This window comes from Kitasatospora sp. NPDC001547 (genome assembly GCF_042894165.1).
GTDB lineage: Bacteria > Actinomycetota > Actinomycetes > Streptomycetales > Streptomycetaceae > Kitasatospora.
The window spans coordinates 40477-53361 of the sequence record NZ_JBIAVL010000019.1 but is presented as its reverse complement, the minus strand read 5'-3'; the positions used below and the strand labels follow the sequence as shown (position 1 = coordinate 53361).

Annotated in this window: 10 protein-coding genes; 3 read left to right on the top strand and 7 right to left on the bottom strand. The window is 71.1% G+C overall.

Annotation, left to right across the window (positions count from 1 at the left end; all coding sequences use genetic code 11):
- Nucleotides 1-11: 11 nt before the first annotated feature.
- The 7 genes from ACFY0X_RS28460 to ACFY0X_RS28430 form a co-directional block, all read right to left on the bottom strand.
- The gene (locus ACFY0X_RS28460) at nucleotides 12-785 is read right to left on the bottom strand and encodes a thioesterase II family protein (RefSeq protein WP_387758757.1); all 774 of its coding nucleotides are present in this window, start codon (nucleotides 783-785) and stop codon (nucleotides 12-14) included.
- 43 nt (nucleotides 786-828) lie between these two features.
- Entirely contained in the window at nucleotides 829-2586 is a 1758-nt protein-coding gene (locus ACFY0X_RS28455) for an ABC transporter ATP-binding protein (RefSeq protein WP_387758756.1), read from the bottom strand.
- Complete coding sequence (locus ACFY0X_RS28450) at nucleotides 2583-4319, bottom strand: ABC transporter transmembrane domain-containing protein (protein WP_387758754.1); 1737 nt, start codon at nucleotides 4317-4319, stop codon at nucleotides 2583-2585. Before ACFY0X_RS28450 ends, ACFY0X_RS28455 begins: the two co-directional genes overlap by 4 nt.
- 210 nt (nucleotides 4320-4529) lie before the next feature.
- On the bottom strand, nucleotides 4530-5819 hold the full coding sequence (locus ACFY0X_RS28445; protein ID WP_387758752.1) for a condensation domain-containing protein: 1290 nt from the start codon (nucleotides 5817-5819) through the stop codon (nucleotides 4530-4532).
- Complete coding sequence (locus ACFY0X_RS28440) at nucleotides 5816-6958, bottom strand: acyl-CoA dehydrogenase family protein (RefSeq protein WP_387758751.1); 1143 nt, start codon at nucleotides 6956-6958, stop codon at nucleotides 5816-5818. The genes ACFY0X_RS28445 and ACFY0X_RS28440 overlap by 4 nt, the downstream gene beginning before the upstream one ends.
- Nucleotides 6959-7032: 74 nt before the next feature.
- On the bottom strand, nucleotides 7033-8106 hold the full coding sequence (locus ACFY0X_RS28435) for a pyridoxal-phosphate dependent enzyme (RefSeq protein ID WP_387758749.1): 1074 nt from the start codon (nucleotides 8104-8106) through the stop codon (nucleotides 7033-7035).
- A 240-nt stretch (nucleotides 8107-8346) separates the two neighbouring features.
- Nucleotides 8347-9279, bottom strand: a complete 933-nt coding sequence (locus ACFY0X_RS28430; RefSeq protein ID WP_387758747.1) for a TauD/TfdA dioxygenase family protein — start codon at nucleotides 9277-9279, stop codon at nucleotides 8347-8349.
- Nucleotides 9280-9555: 276 nt separating this feature from the next.
- On the opposite strand from ACFY0X_RS28430, the gene ACFY0X_RS28425 reads away from it, so the two are divergent.
- From ACFY0X_RS28425 to ACFY0X_RS28415, 3 genes are all read left to right on the top strand, one after another.
- Nucleotides 9556-9795 carry an acyl carrier protein gene (locus ACFY0X_RS28425; RefSeq protein WP_380419433.1) on the top strand — a complete coding sequence of 80 codons (240 nt, stop codon included), beginning with the start codon at nucleotides 9556-9558 and terminating at the stop codon, nucleotides 9793-9795.
- A gap of 329 nt (nucleotides 9796-10124) precedes the next feature.
- Nucleotides 10125-12116: a carbamoyltransferase C-terminal domain-containing protein gene (locus tag ACFY0X_RS28420; protein WP_387758745.1), complete on the top strand. Its 1992-nt coding sequence runs from the start codon at nucleotides 10125-10127 to the stop codon at nucleotides 12114-12116.
- A gap of 159 nt (nucleotides 12117-12275) precedes the next feature.
- A complete protein-coding gene (locus ACFY0X_RS28415; protein WP_387758744.1) occupies nucleotides 12276-12884 on the top strand; it encodes a class I SAM-dependent methyltransferase in 609 nt (202 codons plus the stop codon).
- Nucleotide 12885 lies beyond the last annotated feature (1 nt).

Below are 12885 nucleotides of genomic sequence, written 5' to 3'. Positions count from 1 at the left end.
AGAAGCACTGGTCAGTGGCCGACGGCCGGGAGCGCCCGGGACACGCTCCGGAGCACGGCCTCCCGTTCGTCGTTGAGGAAGAGGTGGCCGCCGGGGAAGATCTCCACCTCGGTCCGGCCCGTGGTCAGCTCGGCCCAGCCCGCGAGGTGCTCCTCGGCGACCCTGGGGTCCGCGTCACCGCCGAAGGCCGAGACCGGGCAGGTGAGCGACGCGCCCGGCCGGTAGACGTAGCCGGCGAACAGCGAGAGGTCGGCCCGGAAGGTCGGCAGGATGAAGGCGGCGAAGTCCGGGTTGCGCAGCAAGGTCTCCGGCGTGCCGTTGAGACGGCGGAGCTCGTCGATCAGCCCCTCGTCGGAGAGGTCGGCTTCGCTCAGCTTCCTGGACTCGTGGGCCGGCAGCGCCCGGCAGCCGGACACCATCATGCGGACCGGCTCCAGCCCCTGCTCACGCTGCAGCCTGCGGGCGAGCTCCCAGCTGACGATGGCGCCCATGCTGTGCCCGAAGAAGGCGAACGGCCGGTCCAGGTACGGGAGCAGGGCGGGGAGGAGGACGTCCAGCAGCTCGTCCAGGTCCGCGATCGGCTGGTCGAAGAACCGGTCCTCCCGACCCGGCAGCTGCACGGCGAAGGCCTCCACTCCTTCCGGGAGTCCGGCGCCCCACCCCCGGAAGACCGAGGCGCCCGCCCCGGCGTACGGGAAGCAGAAGAGCCGGAGGGCGCCGGGCTCGGTCCGGCCGGGAATCGGCCGGACCCAGCTCTGGGCCGTCTGCGGTGCTGCCGAGTGCATGGGGTTCCGCTCCTACTGGTCGATAGAGGGGGCTGGGGTGCGCTCAGGCGCCGTGCCAGGACTTCCACAGCGCGGCGTATCCGCCGCCGGCCGCCAACAGCTCGTCGTGGCTGCCCAGTTCGGTCACCCGGCCGCCGTCCATGACCGCGACCCGGTCCGCGTCGTGGGCGGTGTGCAGGCGGTGGGCGATGGCGATCACGGTGCGTTCTTCGAGCACCGCCGCCAGCGAGCGCTCGGTGTGCCGGGCCATGGCCGGGTCGAGCAGGGAGGTGGCCTCGTCCAGGATCAGCGTGTGCGGATCGGCCAGGACCACCCGGGCCAGGGCGAGTTGCTGGGCCTGCTGGGCGTCCAGCCGGAGCCCGCCGGCACCGAGTTCGGTGTCCAGCCCGTCCGACAGCTCGTCCACCCAGTCGATGTCGACGGCGGCCAGCACCGCGTGCAGCTCCTGGTCGGTCGCGCCGGGCGCGGCGATCAGCAGGTTGTCCCGGACGGTGCCGAGGAAGACGTGGTGCTCCTGGGAGACCAGGACGACGTGCCGGCGCAACTGGGCCGGGTCGAGTTCGGCGACGGGCACCTGCCCCACCGTCACCCGTCCGGTGCGGGGCCGCTCCGCCCCGGCCAGCAGCCGGCCCAGGGTGGACTTGCCGGCTCCGGACGGGCCGACGATGGCCAGCCGCTCGCCCGGGCGGACGGTGAGGTCGACGCCGTGCAGGACGTCCCGCCCACCCTGGTAGGCGTACCGGACGTCGACCACGTCGATCCGGTCGTCCTCGGGGCGGCCGCCGCCGGTCACGGCCGGGGCGTCCACCTGGCCGACGCCCTCGACCCGGGCGAAGGAGGCGTTGCTGCGCTGGAGTTGGTCGAGCCAGAGCAGGACCTTGTCCATCGGCTCGGAGAGCTTCCAGAAGTAGAGGGCGCAGGAGACCACCGCGCCGGTGGTGACCGCGCCGCTGTCGCGCAGGGCGGCGCCGAGCAGCAGGATGCCGGCGACCGGGGCGATGTACGAGAACTCGACCACGGGGAAGAGGACGGTGCGCAGGTTGAGGGTGCGGGTACGGGTGGTCCGGCAGTGCTCCACCGCCTCGGCCGTGGCGGCGATCCGGCGGTCCTGGAGGCCCAGGGCCTCGACGGTGCGGGCCCCCGCCGCGGTGGAGGTGAGGATCTCGATCAGCGCGGAGTTGGCGGCGCCTTCGGCGAGGTAGCCCGCGTGGGCGCGGCGCAGGTACCAGCGGGTGGCGAACCAGATCCCGGAGAGGCAGAGCAGCCCGCAGACGCCGAGCAGCGGGTTGACCGCGAGCATGGCGACCAGGATCAGGAGGATCTGGACGAGCGCCACCGAGACCTCCGGCCCCGCGTCGCGCAGGGTGGCGCCGACGGTGGTGACGTCGGCGGTGCCGCGCGTCAGCAGGTCACCGGTGCCGGCGCGTTCGACCACCGAAGCGGGCAGGGCGAGGGAGCGGTCGACGAACCGCTCCCGGATCCGCGCCAGGGTCCGCTCGCCGAAGCGGTGGGCGGCGTAGCGGGCGAAGCGGCCGAGGAGCAGCTGCGCGAGCGCGAAGCAGAGGATGCCGAGGGCGAGTCGGTCGACGTGTCCGGTCCCGGCGCCGCCCCGGACGTCGTCGATGATCCGGCCCAGCAGCCAGGGGCCACCCAGGCCGGCCGCCGCGGCCAGTCCGTTGAGGATCAGCATCGCGGCGACCGCACCGCGGTCCTGGCCCATCAGCCGCACGGCGGCCCGGCGGACCTCGGCGGGCCCCGCGATCGGGAGCCGTCCGGGGTCGGTCTCGGTCTGAGCGGTCATCGGACGGCCTCCTCGGCGGGCGTGGACTCGGTGGCGGTTTCGCCGCGAGCCACCAGCGCGCGGTAGCCGGGCTCGGTGGCGAGCAGTTCCCGGTGCGGGCCGGCCGCCGCCAGCCGGCCGTCGACGAGGTAGCAGACGGTGTCGGCCTGCTCCAGGAGGGCGGGCGAGGTCGAGGTGAGGGCGGTGGTGCGCCCGGTCCGTGCCCGGCGCAGCCCGGCGGCCATGGCGGCCTCGGTGTGGGCGTCCACGGCGGAGGTGGGCTCGACCAGCAGGAGCACCTCCGGGTCCGCCAGCAGGGCGCGGACCAGCCGCAGCCGCTGGCGCTGACCGCCGGAGAGGTTGCTGCCCTGGGCCTGGATCCTGGTGTCCAGGCCGTCGGGCAGTGCCTGCACGATGTCCTGCGCCGCGGCGTCCGCGACGGCCTGGGCGATGGACGGGTCGGAGTGCTCGGACCGGCCCTCGACCACGGTGCGCAGCGGGCCGGAGAAGAAGTCGGCGTCGTTGTCCGCCACCACGATCCGGCTGCGGACCTCGGCCAGGGCTATCTCGGCGAGCGGCACACCGCCCCAGGTCGCGGCGGACGCGCTGTACCGGCCGAGCCGGTCGACCACGGCCGCGGAATCGGCCGGGCGGGCGCTCACGATCGCGGTCAGCCGGCCCGGGAGCAGTTCCACACCGGTGTCGGCGTCGTGCAGGTTCGACGGCACGTCAGGGGCGGGCCGGAGGGTCGCGACGTCTTCGACGGCGGGCTTCAGGTCGAGCATCCGGACCACCCGTCGAGCGGCGACCAGACCCCTGGTGAGGTCGTACCCGCCCTCGATGAAGTTGGAGACCGGTACCACCAGGACGGCGACGTAGCCGTAGACGGCGACCAGCGTGCCGATCGTGATGGTGCCCTCGGCTGCCATCCGGGCGGCCAGCCAGGTCACCAACGCGAGGAAGAGGGCGGGCAGGCCGACCGAGAGCGCCTGGATCCAGCTGGTCACGGCGCCGACCCGGTAGCCCTCGGCCTGCAGGTCCCGCGATCCGCGCAGGTAGCGGCCGGCCATCATCTCCTTGCCGCCGATGCCGTTGAGGACGCGCATGCCGCCGACGATGTCCGCAAGCCGGGCCGTCAACGCCCCTTGCTGCGCGCGGTACTTGGACTCCGCGCCCTGGAGGCGTTCCAGCAGCGGGCCGACCACGACCGCGAGCAACGGCACCCCCAGCAGGACCACCAGGGCGAGCGGGACGGAGACCGACAGCAGCAGCGCGGCCGCCACCAGGTACGCGACGACGGCTCCGACGCCCGGGCCGGTGATCGTCAGTGTCTGGCTCATCTGCGCGACGTCGCCCACACCGATGCTGGCCACCTCGCCGGCCGTCACCCTGCGGGGCAGTTCGGCACCCAGCCGGGTGGAGTGCGCGACCACGACCTTGATGGTCCGGAAGGTGGCGTCCATCCGGACCCGCGTCATGATGCGGTGGCGCATGATGCCGAGCCAGGCGTTGAGCAGCGCGGTGCCGACCAATGCGGCCACCCAGCCGACCAGGACGCCGGTCCTCCCCCGCTGCAGCCCGTCGTCGATCGCGCGCTGCATGAGGTACGGCGGCAGCAGCAGGCAGACCATCCAGAGGGTGCCGATCACCGCACCGCCGGTCACCCGTCGGCGCTGACTCATGGTCAGCCACCACAGGTAACGCGCGGCACTTCGGTGGTCCGGGGTTCCCGGGTCGGCGTTCGAATCCGTCATGAGTGAGACCCTAACCGTCTTTCCTGGTCCTTATCCAGAATTTCCTTCCACCGCCCGACCGCCGCTGGCTATAGTCGCCACGGACAGGAGGTGGTCATCATGAAGAAGCAGCTTCGCGGAATCTGCGCAGGTTTCTAGAACCGGCTCGACCGAGCCGCGGGATGCCGGAGTGCGGGGGGAGAAGCGTTTCCCCCCGCATTCTGCTGCCCTTCAGAGAATGCGCCAAGGATTGGCCAGCGAGACGTCCGCCAGGGACTTCTCCACCCCCTTCGACATATTGATCAGGCCGGCCTCGATCGATGCCGCGAGAACGGCTGGGAGATTTCCGTCGAGACAGTCGCGGCTCGCGCCCACTCCGATGAGGATCCCCTTCCCCGTGGCCACCGCCAGGTGGAAGTTCGGCCCTGACCGCTGGGTGGACGGACGCCACTCGATCCCGGTGCGCAGGGGGGATCCGGCGGCCGGCTCGGCGTCCACGTCGCCGAGGAAGTTGTAGTGCTTGGCGAAGGCGGTGGGGTCCGGATCCGGCCGTCCGGCCTCCCGGAGGCTCTCCTTCAGCGCGTCGACGTCGTAGCAGCCGTTCATGTACGCCGTCATGGACTGGAGGTAGCAGGCCCGCAGGTACTCCAGCGGGTGGGCCTGCTCGTCGACCGTGACGGTCACCGGGGCGAACTGGTTGAGCGAGCCGACCACCGGCATCCACCGGGTGGTGAGCCGGTTGGCGGCCATCAGCGCGAAGGTCATCCGCTCGGTGCGCGTGAGCCGGGACAGCGCGAGCGCGCCGACGCCGAGCACCACCGACTGGACCGAGATCTTCAGCCGGTCGGAGAGCTCCTGCGCGGCGGTCAGCCCGTCCAGGCTGTAGAGCGACGCCCGGCGTCGATCACTGGCGTCCCGGGGGTCCCGGTCCGCCGGGACGAGCCGGCCCCAGGCCTCGGTCCAGTGCCGGAGGCTCCGGGTGTCCGGTTCCTCCTGCTGCTCCCGCGCCATCTCCAGCGGCTGCACCACCGGCCCGAGCGCCCCGCCCTCCAGAAGGACGCCGAACTGCTCCTCCAGCACCCGCAGCGCGCCGTTGTCGGCCGCCACGTGGTGGATCACGGTGACCAGGTGGAGCGCGTCCCCCTGGTGGGTGGTGACGAACGCGCGCCACGGCAGTTCGGTCTCGATGTCGATCGGCTCGACGGCCGCCTCGGCACCCAGCCGGAGGGCCGCCGCGAAGCTGTCCTCGGCCAGCTCCACCGCGGTCACCCGGGACGGGCGGTACGGGTGGACCGTCTGGGCCGGCGTCGGGCCGCTCAGGTCGTAGGTGGTCCGCAGCGACTCGTGCCTCTCCACCAGCTGGAGCCAGGCGTCCATCACCTGGGCCGCACCGAGACCGAACGGCACCTCCCAGACACTGACCAGGTTGGCGACCGCCCGGTGGTCGGGGCCGTGCGTCTCCAGCGACCGCAGGACCGAGAGCTGGCCGTAGGTCACCGCCCCCGTCCGGAGCTCGCTCACAGCCGGGCCGCCCGGACGGCGAACTGGCCGAGCATGCCCTGCTGGATCTGCGTGGTGCCCTCGATGATCTCCATCACCTTGGCGTCCCGGTGGTGACGCTGAACGGAGGCCTCCGCCCCGATGCCCTGGGCACCGTGGATCTGCACCGCGTCGGCGGCCGCCTTGACGGCGATCGTCGAGGTCCGGTACTTCGCCAGCAGGGTGTGGTTGACGGACTCCGTCTCCCCCCGTTGCTTGCTCACCCCGGCGTGGTGGCAGAGCAGCCGGGCCGTGACGGTGTCGGTGAGCATGTCGGCCAGCAGCTGCTGGACCAGCTGGTGGTTGCGGATCTCGGTGCCGTACTGGATGCGGCGGCCGGCGTACTCCGTCGAGGCCTCCAGGCAGGCCTGAGCCAGGCCGACCGAGCCCCAGGCGGTGCTGTAGCGGCCGAGGTCGAGGGCGCTGGAGGCGACGAAGGTGAGGCCGAGGCCGGGGCGCCCGACCAGGTTGGCGGCCGGGATCCGGCAGTCGTCGAAGGTGATCCGGCCGAGCATCGAGCCGCGCAGGCCGAGCAGGCCCTCGATCGGCTCCACCGACAGGCCGGGGGTGTCCCGTTCCACCAGGAACGCGGTGTGCTGCCCGTCGAACGTGGCGAAGACCAGGAAGAGGTCCGCGATCTGCGCGAAGCTGATCCACTTCTTGGTGCCGCGCAGGACGACGTCGGCGCCGTCGGCCGTCGCCGTGGTCTCGACGGCGGCGGCGTCACTGCCGACGTCCGGCTCGGTCAGGGCGAAGGCCGCCAGCGTTCGGCCCGAGGTGATCCGGGGGAGCCACCGCTGCTTCTGCTCCTCCGTCCCCCACCTGTGGATCGAGTGGGCGACCATGTCCTCCACGGCCACGAAGTTGCGGACCGACTGGCAGCCCCGGCCCAGTTCCTCGGTGAGCAGTCCGTATTCGACCCAGTCCATGCCGAGGCCGCCGAACTCCTTCGGGACGGGCGCGCCGAGGTAGCCCTGCCCGGCCAGGCCGGCGACGACCTCCCGGGAGAGCGCTTGCTCGCGGTCGCAGCGGTCCGCCTGCGGGACCAGGACGCGGTCGGCGAAGGCACGGAACTCGGCGTGGCGCTCGGCCTGCTGCGGGGTGAGGTGACTGAGTATCAACGCATTCCTTGCGAACGTGAGGGCGGGCACATCACTCGGGTGGGAGTGGTGGCATCCGGTTCGGAGCGGGGGGCTCAGCCGGCGGTGGCGGCGGCGAGGGCCGGTCCGGCGGCGGCGGCGGTGTACCGCTCACGGCCGGTCAGGTTGACCAGGACGACCTGGTCCGGGGTGATCCGCCGGGCCGCGGCCTCGTTGCGCAGCGCGGCGACGGTCGCGGCCGAGGAGTGGCAGACGTCCAGCCCCTCCAGCTCGCGGAGCATCGTACGGGCGTGGACCAGTTCGTCCTGGCTCACCGAGACGATGGAGCCCCCGCTCTCGGTGGCGATGTCCCGCATGTAGGGATAGGTGGCCCGGCCGTCGCCGAGCAGGATGGCCCGGGCGAGGCCTGCCGGGTGCTCGACGACGTCGTCCTCGGTGAGCTCGGCCCGTCCCTCCCGCCAGGCCACGGCCATCGGCGCGCAGGTGTCCTGCTGGACCATCACGAAGCGCGGCGAGGAGGTGAGCCGACCGCAGGCGAGGTACTCCGCCACGCCCTTGCGTGCGGCCATCATCCCCATGCCGCTGCTGATGGCCTGGACGACGACGTCGGGCTCGTCGTCCATGGCGTCGAAGGCTTCCAGGTAGGTGAGCTTCAGGCCCTCGCGACGGGCCCAGTTGAAGAACCCGCCCTCCCAGACCAGGCCCTCGCGGGCCGCGAACTCCTGGGCCGCCAGGGTGGCTTGGGCGTAGTTGCCGTCCACCACGGTGAGGGACACCCGGTCGCCGGTCTCGATGTCGTGGTCGCCGGTGAAGTCACGGCCGCAGAAGAAGTGTGCCCGCATCGAGGGGTCCCTGCGCACGGCGCGGGCCAGGGCGGTGGAGCTGTTCCCGGTGCTGGAGGCGACGAACTCGTGGATCCCGAACTGCCGGAACACGGCCAGGACCACGGAGGCCAGCCGGTCCTTGGTGGTCCCGGTCGGCTGCTGGGACTCGTCCTTGACCCAGAGTCGGGGCAGACCGATGGCCGCTCCCAGGCGCGGGGCCGGGCGGCAGGGGGTCCGCACGCTGATGCCGGCGTCGGGCAGGTGCTCCGATTCGACCGGCAGGAAGTCCAGGTAGGTCAGCTCGGGCCGGTCACCGTCGCGCTCGGTGATGTTCTCCAGGTTCATCCTGGGATCGAGCGCACCCGAACACCGGGGACATCGAAGCCGGAATTCCGGGTCGGATTCCCAGCCGCAGTCGACGCATAACAGACGGTACTTGGGTGGCGCTTCGGTCTTGGCACAGTGGTCGACAACCGGCATTCTTCTTCCCCCACTCTTCCGAACCTCCTGCACGGAAATCCGACCCGTACTCGACACCGGGCCCGGAGCCCGCCTGATCGCCGCGGCGTCACGGCGCGGCCCCTCTCAGGCCAGCGCTTCGAACCGGCCGCCCATGAGGGCACGCGACACGAAGCCGTCGGGCCCGCGGGGCACGTCGCCGACGACGGTGGTGCGGTGCACGATCCGCTCGTCCTGGAACATCAGGCCGTCCACCGGACCGGCATGAGCCACGGAGCGGTTGTCCCACATGACGAGGGTGTCCTGCTCCCAGCGGACCCGGGCGTGGATCTCGTCCCGCCCGGCGAGCTCGTCGAGCAGGAAGTCCAGCAGGGCCGCGCTCTCGCGGGGCTTGAGACCCCGGATGGCCTGGAGGAAGACGGCGCTGACGAGCAGGCTGCGCGCACCGGTCTCGGGGTGCACCCGCACCAGCGGGTGCACGGCCGCGAAGGGGCCGGCCGACGTGCCGTCGAAGCGGGGTTCCGCCGTCGGGGCGTGTCGGGAGTGTATCGCCTGCAAAGTGTCGAGATACCCCCGGAGGGAAGGCGACAAACCTTCGTAGAGCGCTTCCAGATCGGCGAAGAGAGTGTCGCCGCCGACCGGTGGAATCTCGACACCGCGCAGAATGGTGATGGCGTTCGGATTGACCACGAAGGTGCTGTCGACGTGCCACTCGGTTCGCAGACGCCGCGGTGCCGAACCCTTCAACGGATGACTGAGGGCGGCCTCGGCCTCGACCAGTGCCCTTCGCTCCTCCGACAGCGCGCTCCGCAACACGGCGGGGGCTTCACGCAGACCGTTCACGATGGGATGTGCCGCGGTGGCGCCACCGAGAGCATTGGTGAGGGCGACCTGTTGCGCGTCGTTCATCGGCTGATTCCGGAAAACGAGAACCTTGTGCCGCACCAGGGCTTCACGTAGTCGGGCCACTACGGCCGGCGACAGCTCCGCCGCGAGATCGAGGCCTTCCACCTCCGCGCCGGTGATTGGTGTGAGAGGCCGAAAAGTTATTTCTAACACAGAACCCCCAAGTGGTGTGCCTGCGATGAAACGTCGGCCACCCTACCCCACGGTACCCACGTCCTGTCGAGCCTTCGACCAGGGAAAGCGCGCCGCCATGACAAGCCGTTGCCCCCCTACGTCCGTTTCGCACCAATCCCACCCACCTGACCCAATGCGACACAATCTGGACATCGGGCATCTCCCAAGCGAAAAAAGGGACTTGACGATGTCCCAGCAACATCATAGGGTCAATTACCTGGATAGGCCTTGAATGCAAGAGATCTGGAACACAAAATGTCGAACGCACAGTCCGACGCCTTGATGTCGGTGATTTCCGAAGTATTCGCCCCCCTCGAAGTCTCACTGGACAGCACTTTCGACGACCTCGGAGCCACCTCCGTGTCGCTGCTCCGCCTGATGGTCTCGATCCAGAGCACGTTCGACGTCGATCTGGACGTCGTCGACATGTTCACCGTGGCCAACGTCGGTGAACTGGTCCAGCTCGTCGAGGAGCGGGCCCCCGCTTCGAAGTAGTCCCCGCCGCGGACGGCCCGAGCGATCCCGTCGCCCGCCCCGGGGCCGGCGCATCCACAGGAGGACGCGGGTCGGACCCCGTCCCCGCCGTCCCCGTCCCGAGGCCCCGTAGCAGGTCGAAGTCCCCGCGCAGGCCCCCCGCCGGTGTTCCGGCCCGAGGCCCGACCGCGCCCGACCGGGACAGTCTGTCGCACCTGACGTCGCCGGTGGACACCGACGCCCGGCCGAGCCGGCCCTGGCAGCGCCGCGACCGCCCACGCGGGCCGTTCACCAGGACCGCCCGGCCCGAAGAGCCATGCAGCCACTGTCCGACCGCCGAAAGGGACATCGTGACCGCGTACCCAGCCGCGCAGTACTTCCTGTCGAGCTACATCTCCCCGCCCGGCGACTTATCCGTCATCGCACCGCGCCACGACCAGAACATCGCGCTCTGGCGCAGTCACGACTCGCGGGTCGAACTCGTCAGAGTGTGGGAGCTCGAGCGGGTCAGCGGGCAGAAGCACCACTTCTGGCCGCTCTTCACCGTCGACCGCTACACCAAGGTGCTGACCGAACTCCTCGCGGCCGAGGGGCTCTCCCCGGAGGACGTGAGCCTGTCCTGGGGAACGCCCGGCCTGCCGCGCCACGCCGACATCAAGCTGCCGGCGGGCACCGAGGACTTCCCGGTCCACAGCCTCGCCCACCTCTACAGCGGACTGCTCCTCGACTCCGAAGTGTTCCGCAGCGAGACCATCGTCGGAATGGCCCTGGACGGCCGACCCGACTTCGGCCTCGACCGGACGGGCAAGAAGTACTGGTACACCGGCTGCGTGTCGGCCAAGGGCGACGTCGATTTCGCTCCGGTCGAATCCCCGGCCCCGATCTACGACGCCGCGTCCTCGGAGTTCGGCCGGGAGCCGGGCACCCTGATGGCCCTGGCGTCGGCCTGCCCCACCGAAATCGCCTACGACACCGAGGCGGCGGTGCGGGAGCTGGAGCTGTTCGGAGGCCGACGGGTACCGCTGGTCGACACGCTTCCCTTCGTCCAGGCCGCGATCCGTGCCGCCGAGTCCCAGTTGCCGTCCATGGAGTTGGACAGCCGCTTCACCCGCCAGGAGCACCTGCAGTCCGCGGTCATGAAGATCGTCCAGACGGCCTGCGAGCTCGTCATGGTGCGCAACGTCGACCGGCTGCTCGAGTCGGCGGGGGTGGACCCGCGCCAGGCGTACCTCTCGCTGAGCGGCGGCTTCGCCCTCAACTGTCCGACCAACTCCTTCCTGCTGCGCCGCTACGGGTTCAAGGGCCTGCTCACCCCGCCGAGCGCCAACGACTCCGGCCAGGCCCTCGGGATCGGCCTCCTCGGCCTCCTCGGCGAGGGCCTGCTCCCGGGCGGTGGCTTCAAGCTCGAGTCCGCCTACCACGGCTCCGAACTGACCGACGTCGAGGACGCCCTGCGGCACTTCGAGGACTTCATCGAGGACGTCCAGGACTTCACCGAGGCCCAGTTCGTCGAGGACCTCTCCGCCGGACCGCTGGTGTGGGCGGACGGGGCGGCCGAGATCGGCCCGCGCGCGCTGGGCCACCGGAGCATCCTCGCCGACCCCCGTTCACCCCGGTCGAAGGAGCTGCTGAACGACTGGAAGGGCCGGCAGTGGTGGCGTCCGGTCGCCCCGATCGTCCTGGAGGAGTACAGCGGCGAGTGGTTCGAGGACCCCTGGCCCTCGCCCTACATGCTCGAAACCGCGTACGTCGCCGAGTCGAAGCGCCATCTGGTCCCGGCCGTCCTCCACCTCGACGACTCGGCCCGGCGGCAGACCCTGTCCGCCGCGACCAACCCCCTGCTCTACCGGGCGATCGAGGCGTTCCGGCAGGCCACGGGGGTGCCGATGGTGTGCAACACCTCCCTGAACGACAAGGGCGAGCCGGTGGTGGACACCGCGGCACAGGCCCTGAACTTCGCCATCCGCAAGGGCGCCGCCGTCGCCTACCTCGCGGGCCGCCGGGTCCGCCTGCGCACGGAGGCTCGCGACCGGAGCCCGGTCCCCTCCGGTCGGCACCCCCGTCGCGAGGAGCTCTTCGCGGGCCAGGAGCAGGACCGCGACGCGATCTGGCAGTCCTGGGTCGACGCGGGCTACTCCACCGCGGCCATGGTCCTGATGTCCCGCTCCCCCGAGCTGCGCGATCAGGGGCTGGCGACGCCCGCCATGGTCAACAAGCTGGCCGAGGTCGCGAGCGCCCGCGACGCGAGCGGCACGCTGGCCCTCGCCGCGGCGAAGCACGCCCGGATGTTCGGGCCGGACTCCGTCTACGACCCCGAGTCCGCGGAAGGTGCGGCTTTCTGACCGTCGGCCGGTGCGCTGACGGCGGCCGGGCCGCCCCGGGGACCGCCGCGACGGGGCGCTCCGAAGCAGGTCGTCGCCCGGCCTCCAGCACGGAACGGTCCGATCGGTGACCGTGCCGCCATGTCCGGCTCCGCTTCAGCAGTACGGAGGATCAACGCAGTGAACACGAGATCGCTCTGGGCGCACACCTCTGACCTGGCTCACATGGGCGAGAAGTCCCGGGCCGGGCACCCCTCGCACGCGGTCGTGACCGAGCGGATCGCGGCACTGCACGGCGAGGAACCGTTCGAACTGCTCGACTGCGGTGTCATCTCCGGGGTCACCTACCGACACCTGCTGACGGCGGGCCTGTCGGTCGACTACACCGGCATCGACATCAACGAGGCCGCCATCGAGGACTGCCGCGCGCTCCACCCCGGTGCGCGGTGGGAGCGGATGAGCGTCACCGACCTCACCTACCCCGAAGGCTCGTTCGACGTGGTGAACTGCCGGCACGTGCTGGAGAGCCTGCCGTACTACGAGACCGCCGTCCGCGAACTGTTCCGGGTCTCCCGCCGCACCGTGGTGATCTGCATGTTCCAGGTGCCACGGGAGACCGAGGTGCTGCTGCGGCGGGAGACGGCCGACGGCTACATCTGGCTCAACCGCTACGCCGCCGGCCCGTTCGAGGCGCTGCTGCACTCGCTCTCGGAGTCGGTCGAGATCATCGACGTCCCCGCCGACCACCGCCGCAACCAGGTCTATCTCTGCACCAAGCGATCCGCGTAGC

Coding starts and splice junctions, on each gene's coding strand:
- ACFY0X_RS28435 (WP_387758749.1), bottom strand. CDS start 8,106: ATGAACCTGGAGAACATCACCGAGCGCGACGGTGACCGGCCCGAGCTG.
- ACFY0X_RS28460 (WP_387758757.1), bottom strand. CDS start 785: ATGCACTCGGCAGCACCGCAGACGGCCCAGAGCTGGGTCCGGCCGATT.
- ACFY0X_RS28425 (WP_380419433.1), top strand. CDS start 9,556: ATGTCGAACGCACAGTCCGACGCCTTGATGTCGGTGATTTCCGAAGTA.
- ACFY0X_RS28450 (WP_387758754.1), bottom strand. CDS start 4,319: ATGACGGATTCGAACGCCGACCCGGGAACCCCGGACCACCGAAGTGCC.
- ACFY0X_RS28455 (WP_387758756.1), bottom strand. CDS start 2,586: ATGACCGCTCAGACCGAGACCGACCCCGGACGGCTCCCGATCGCGGGG.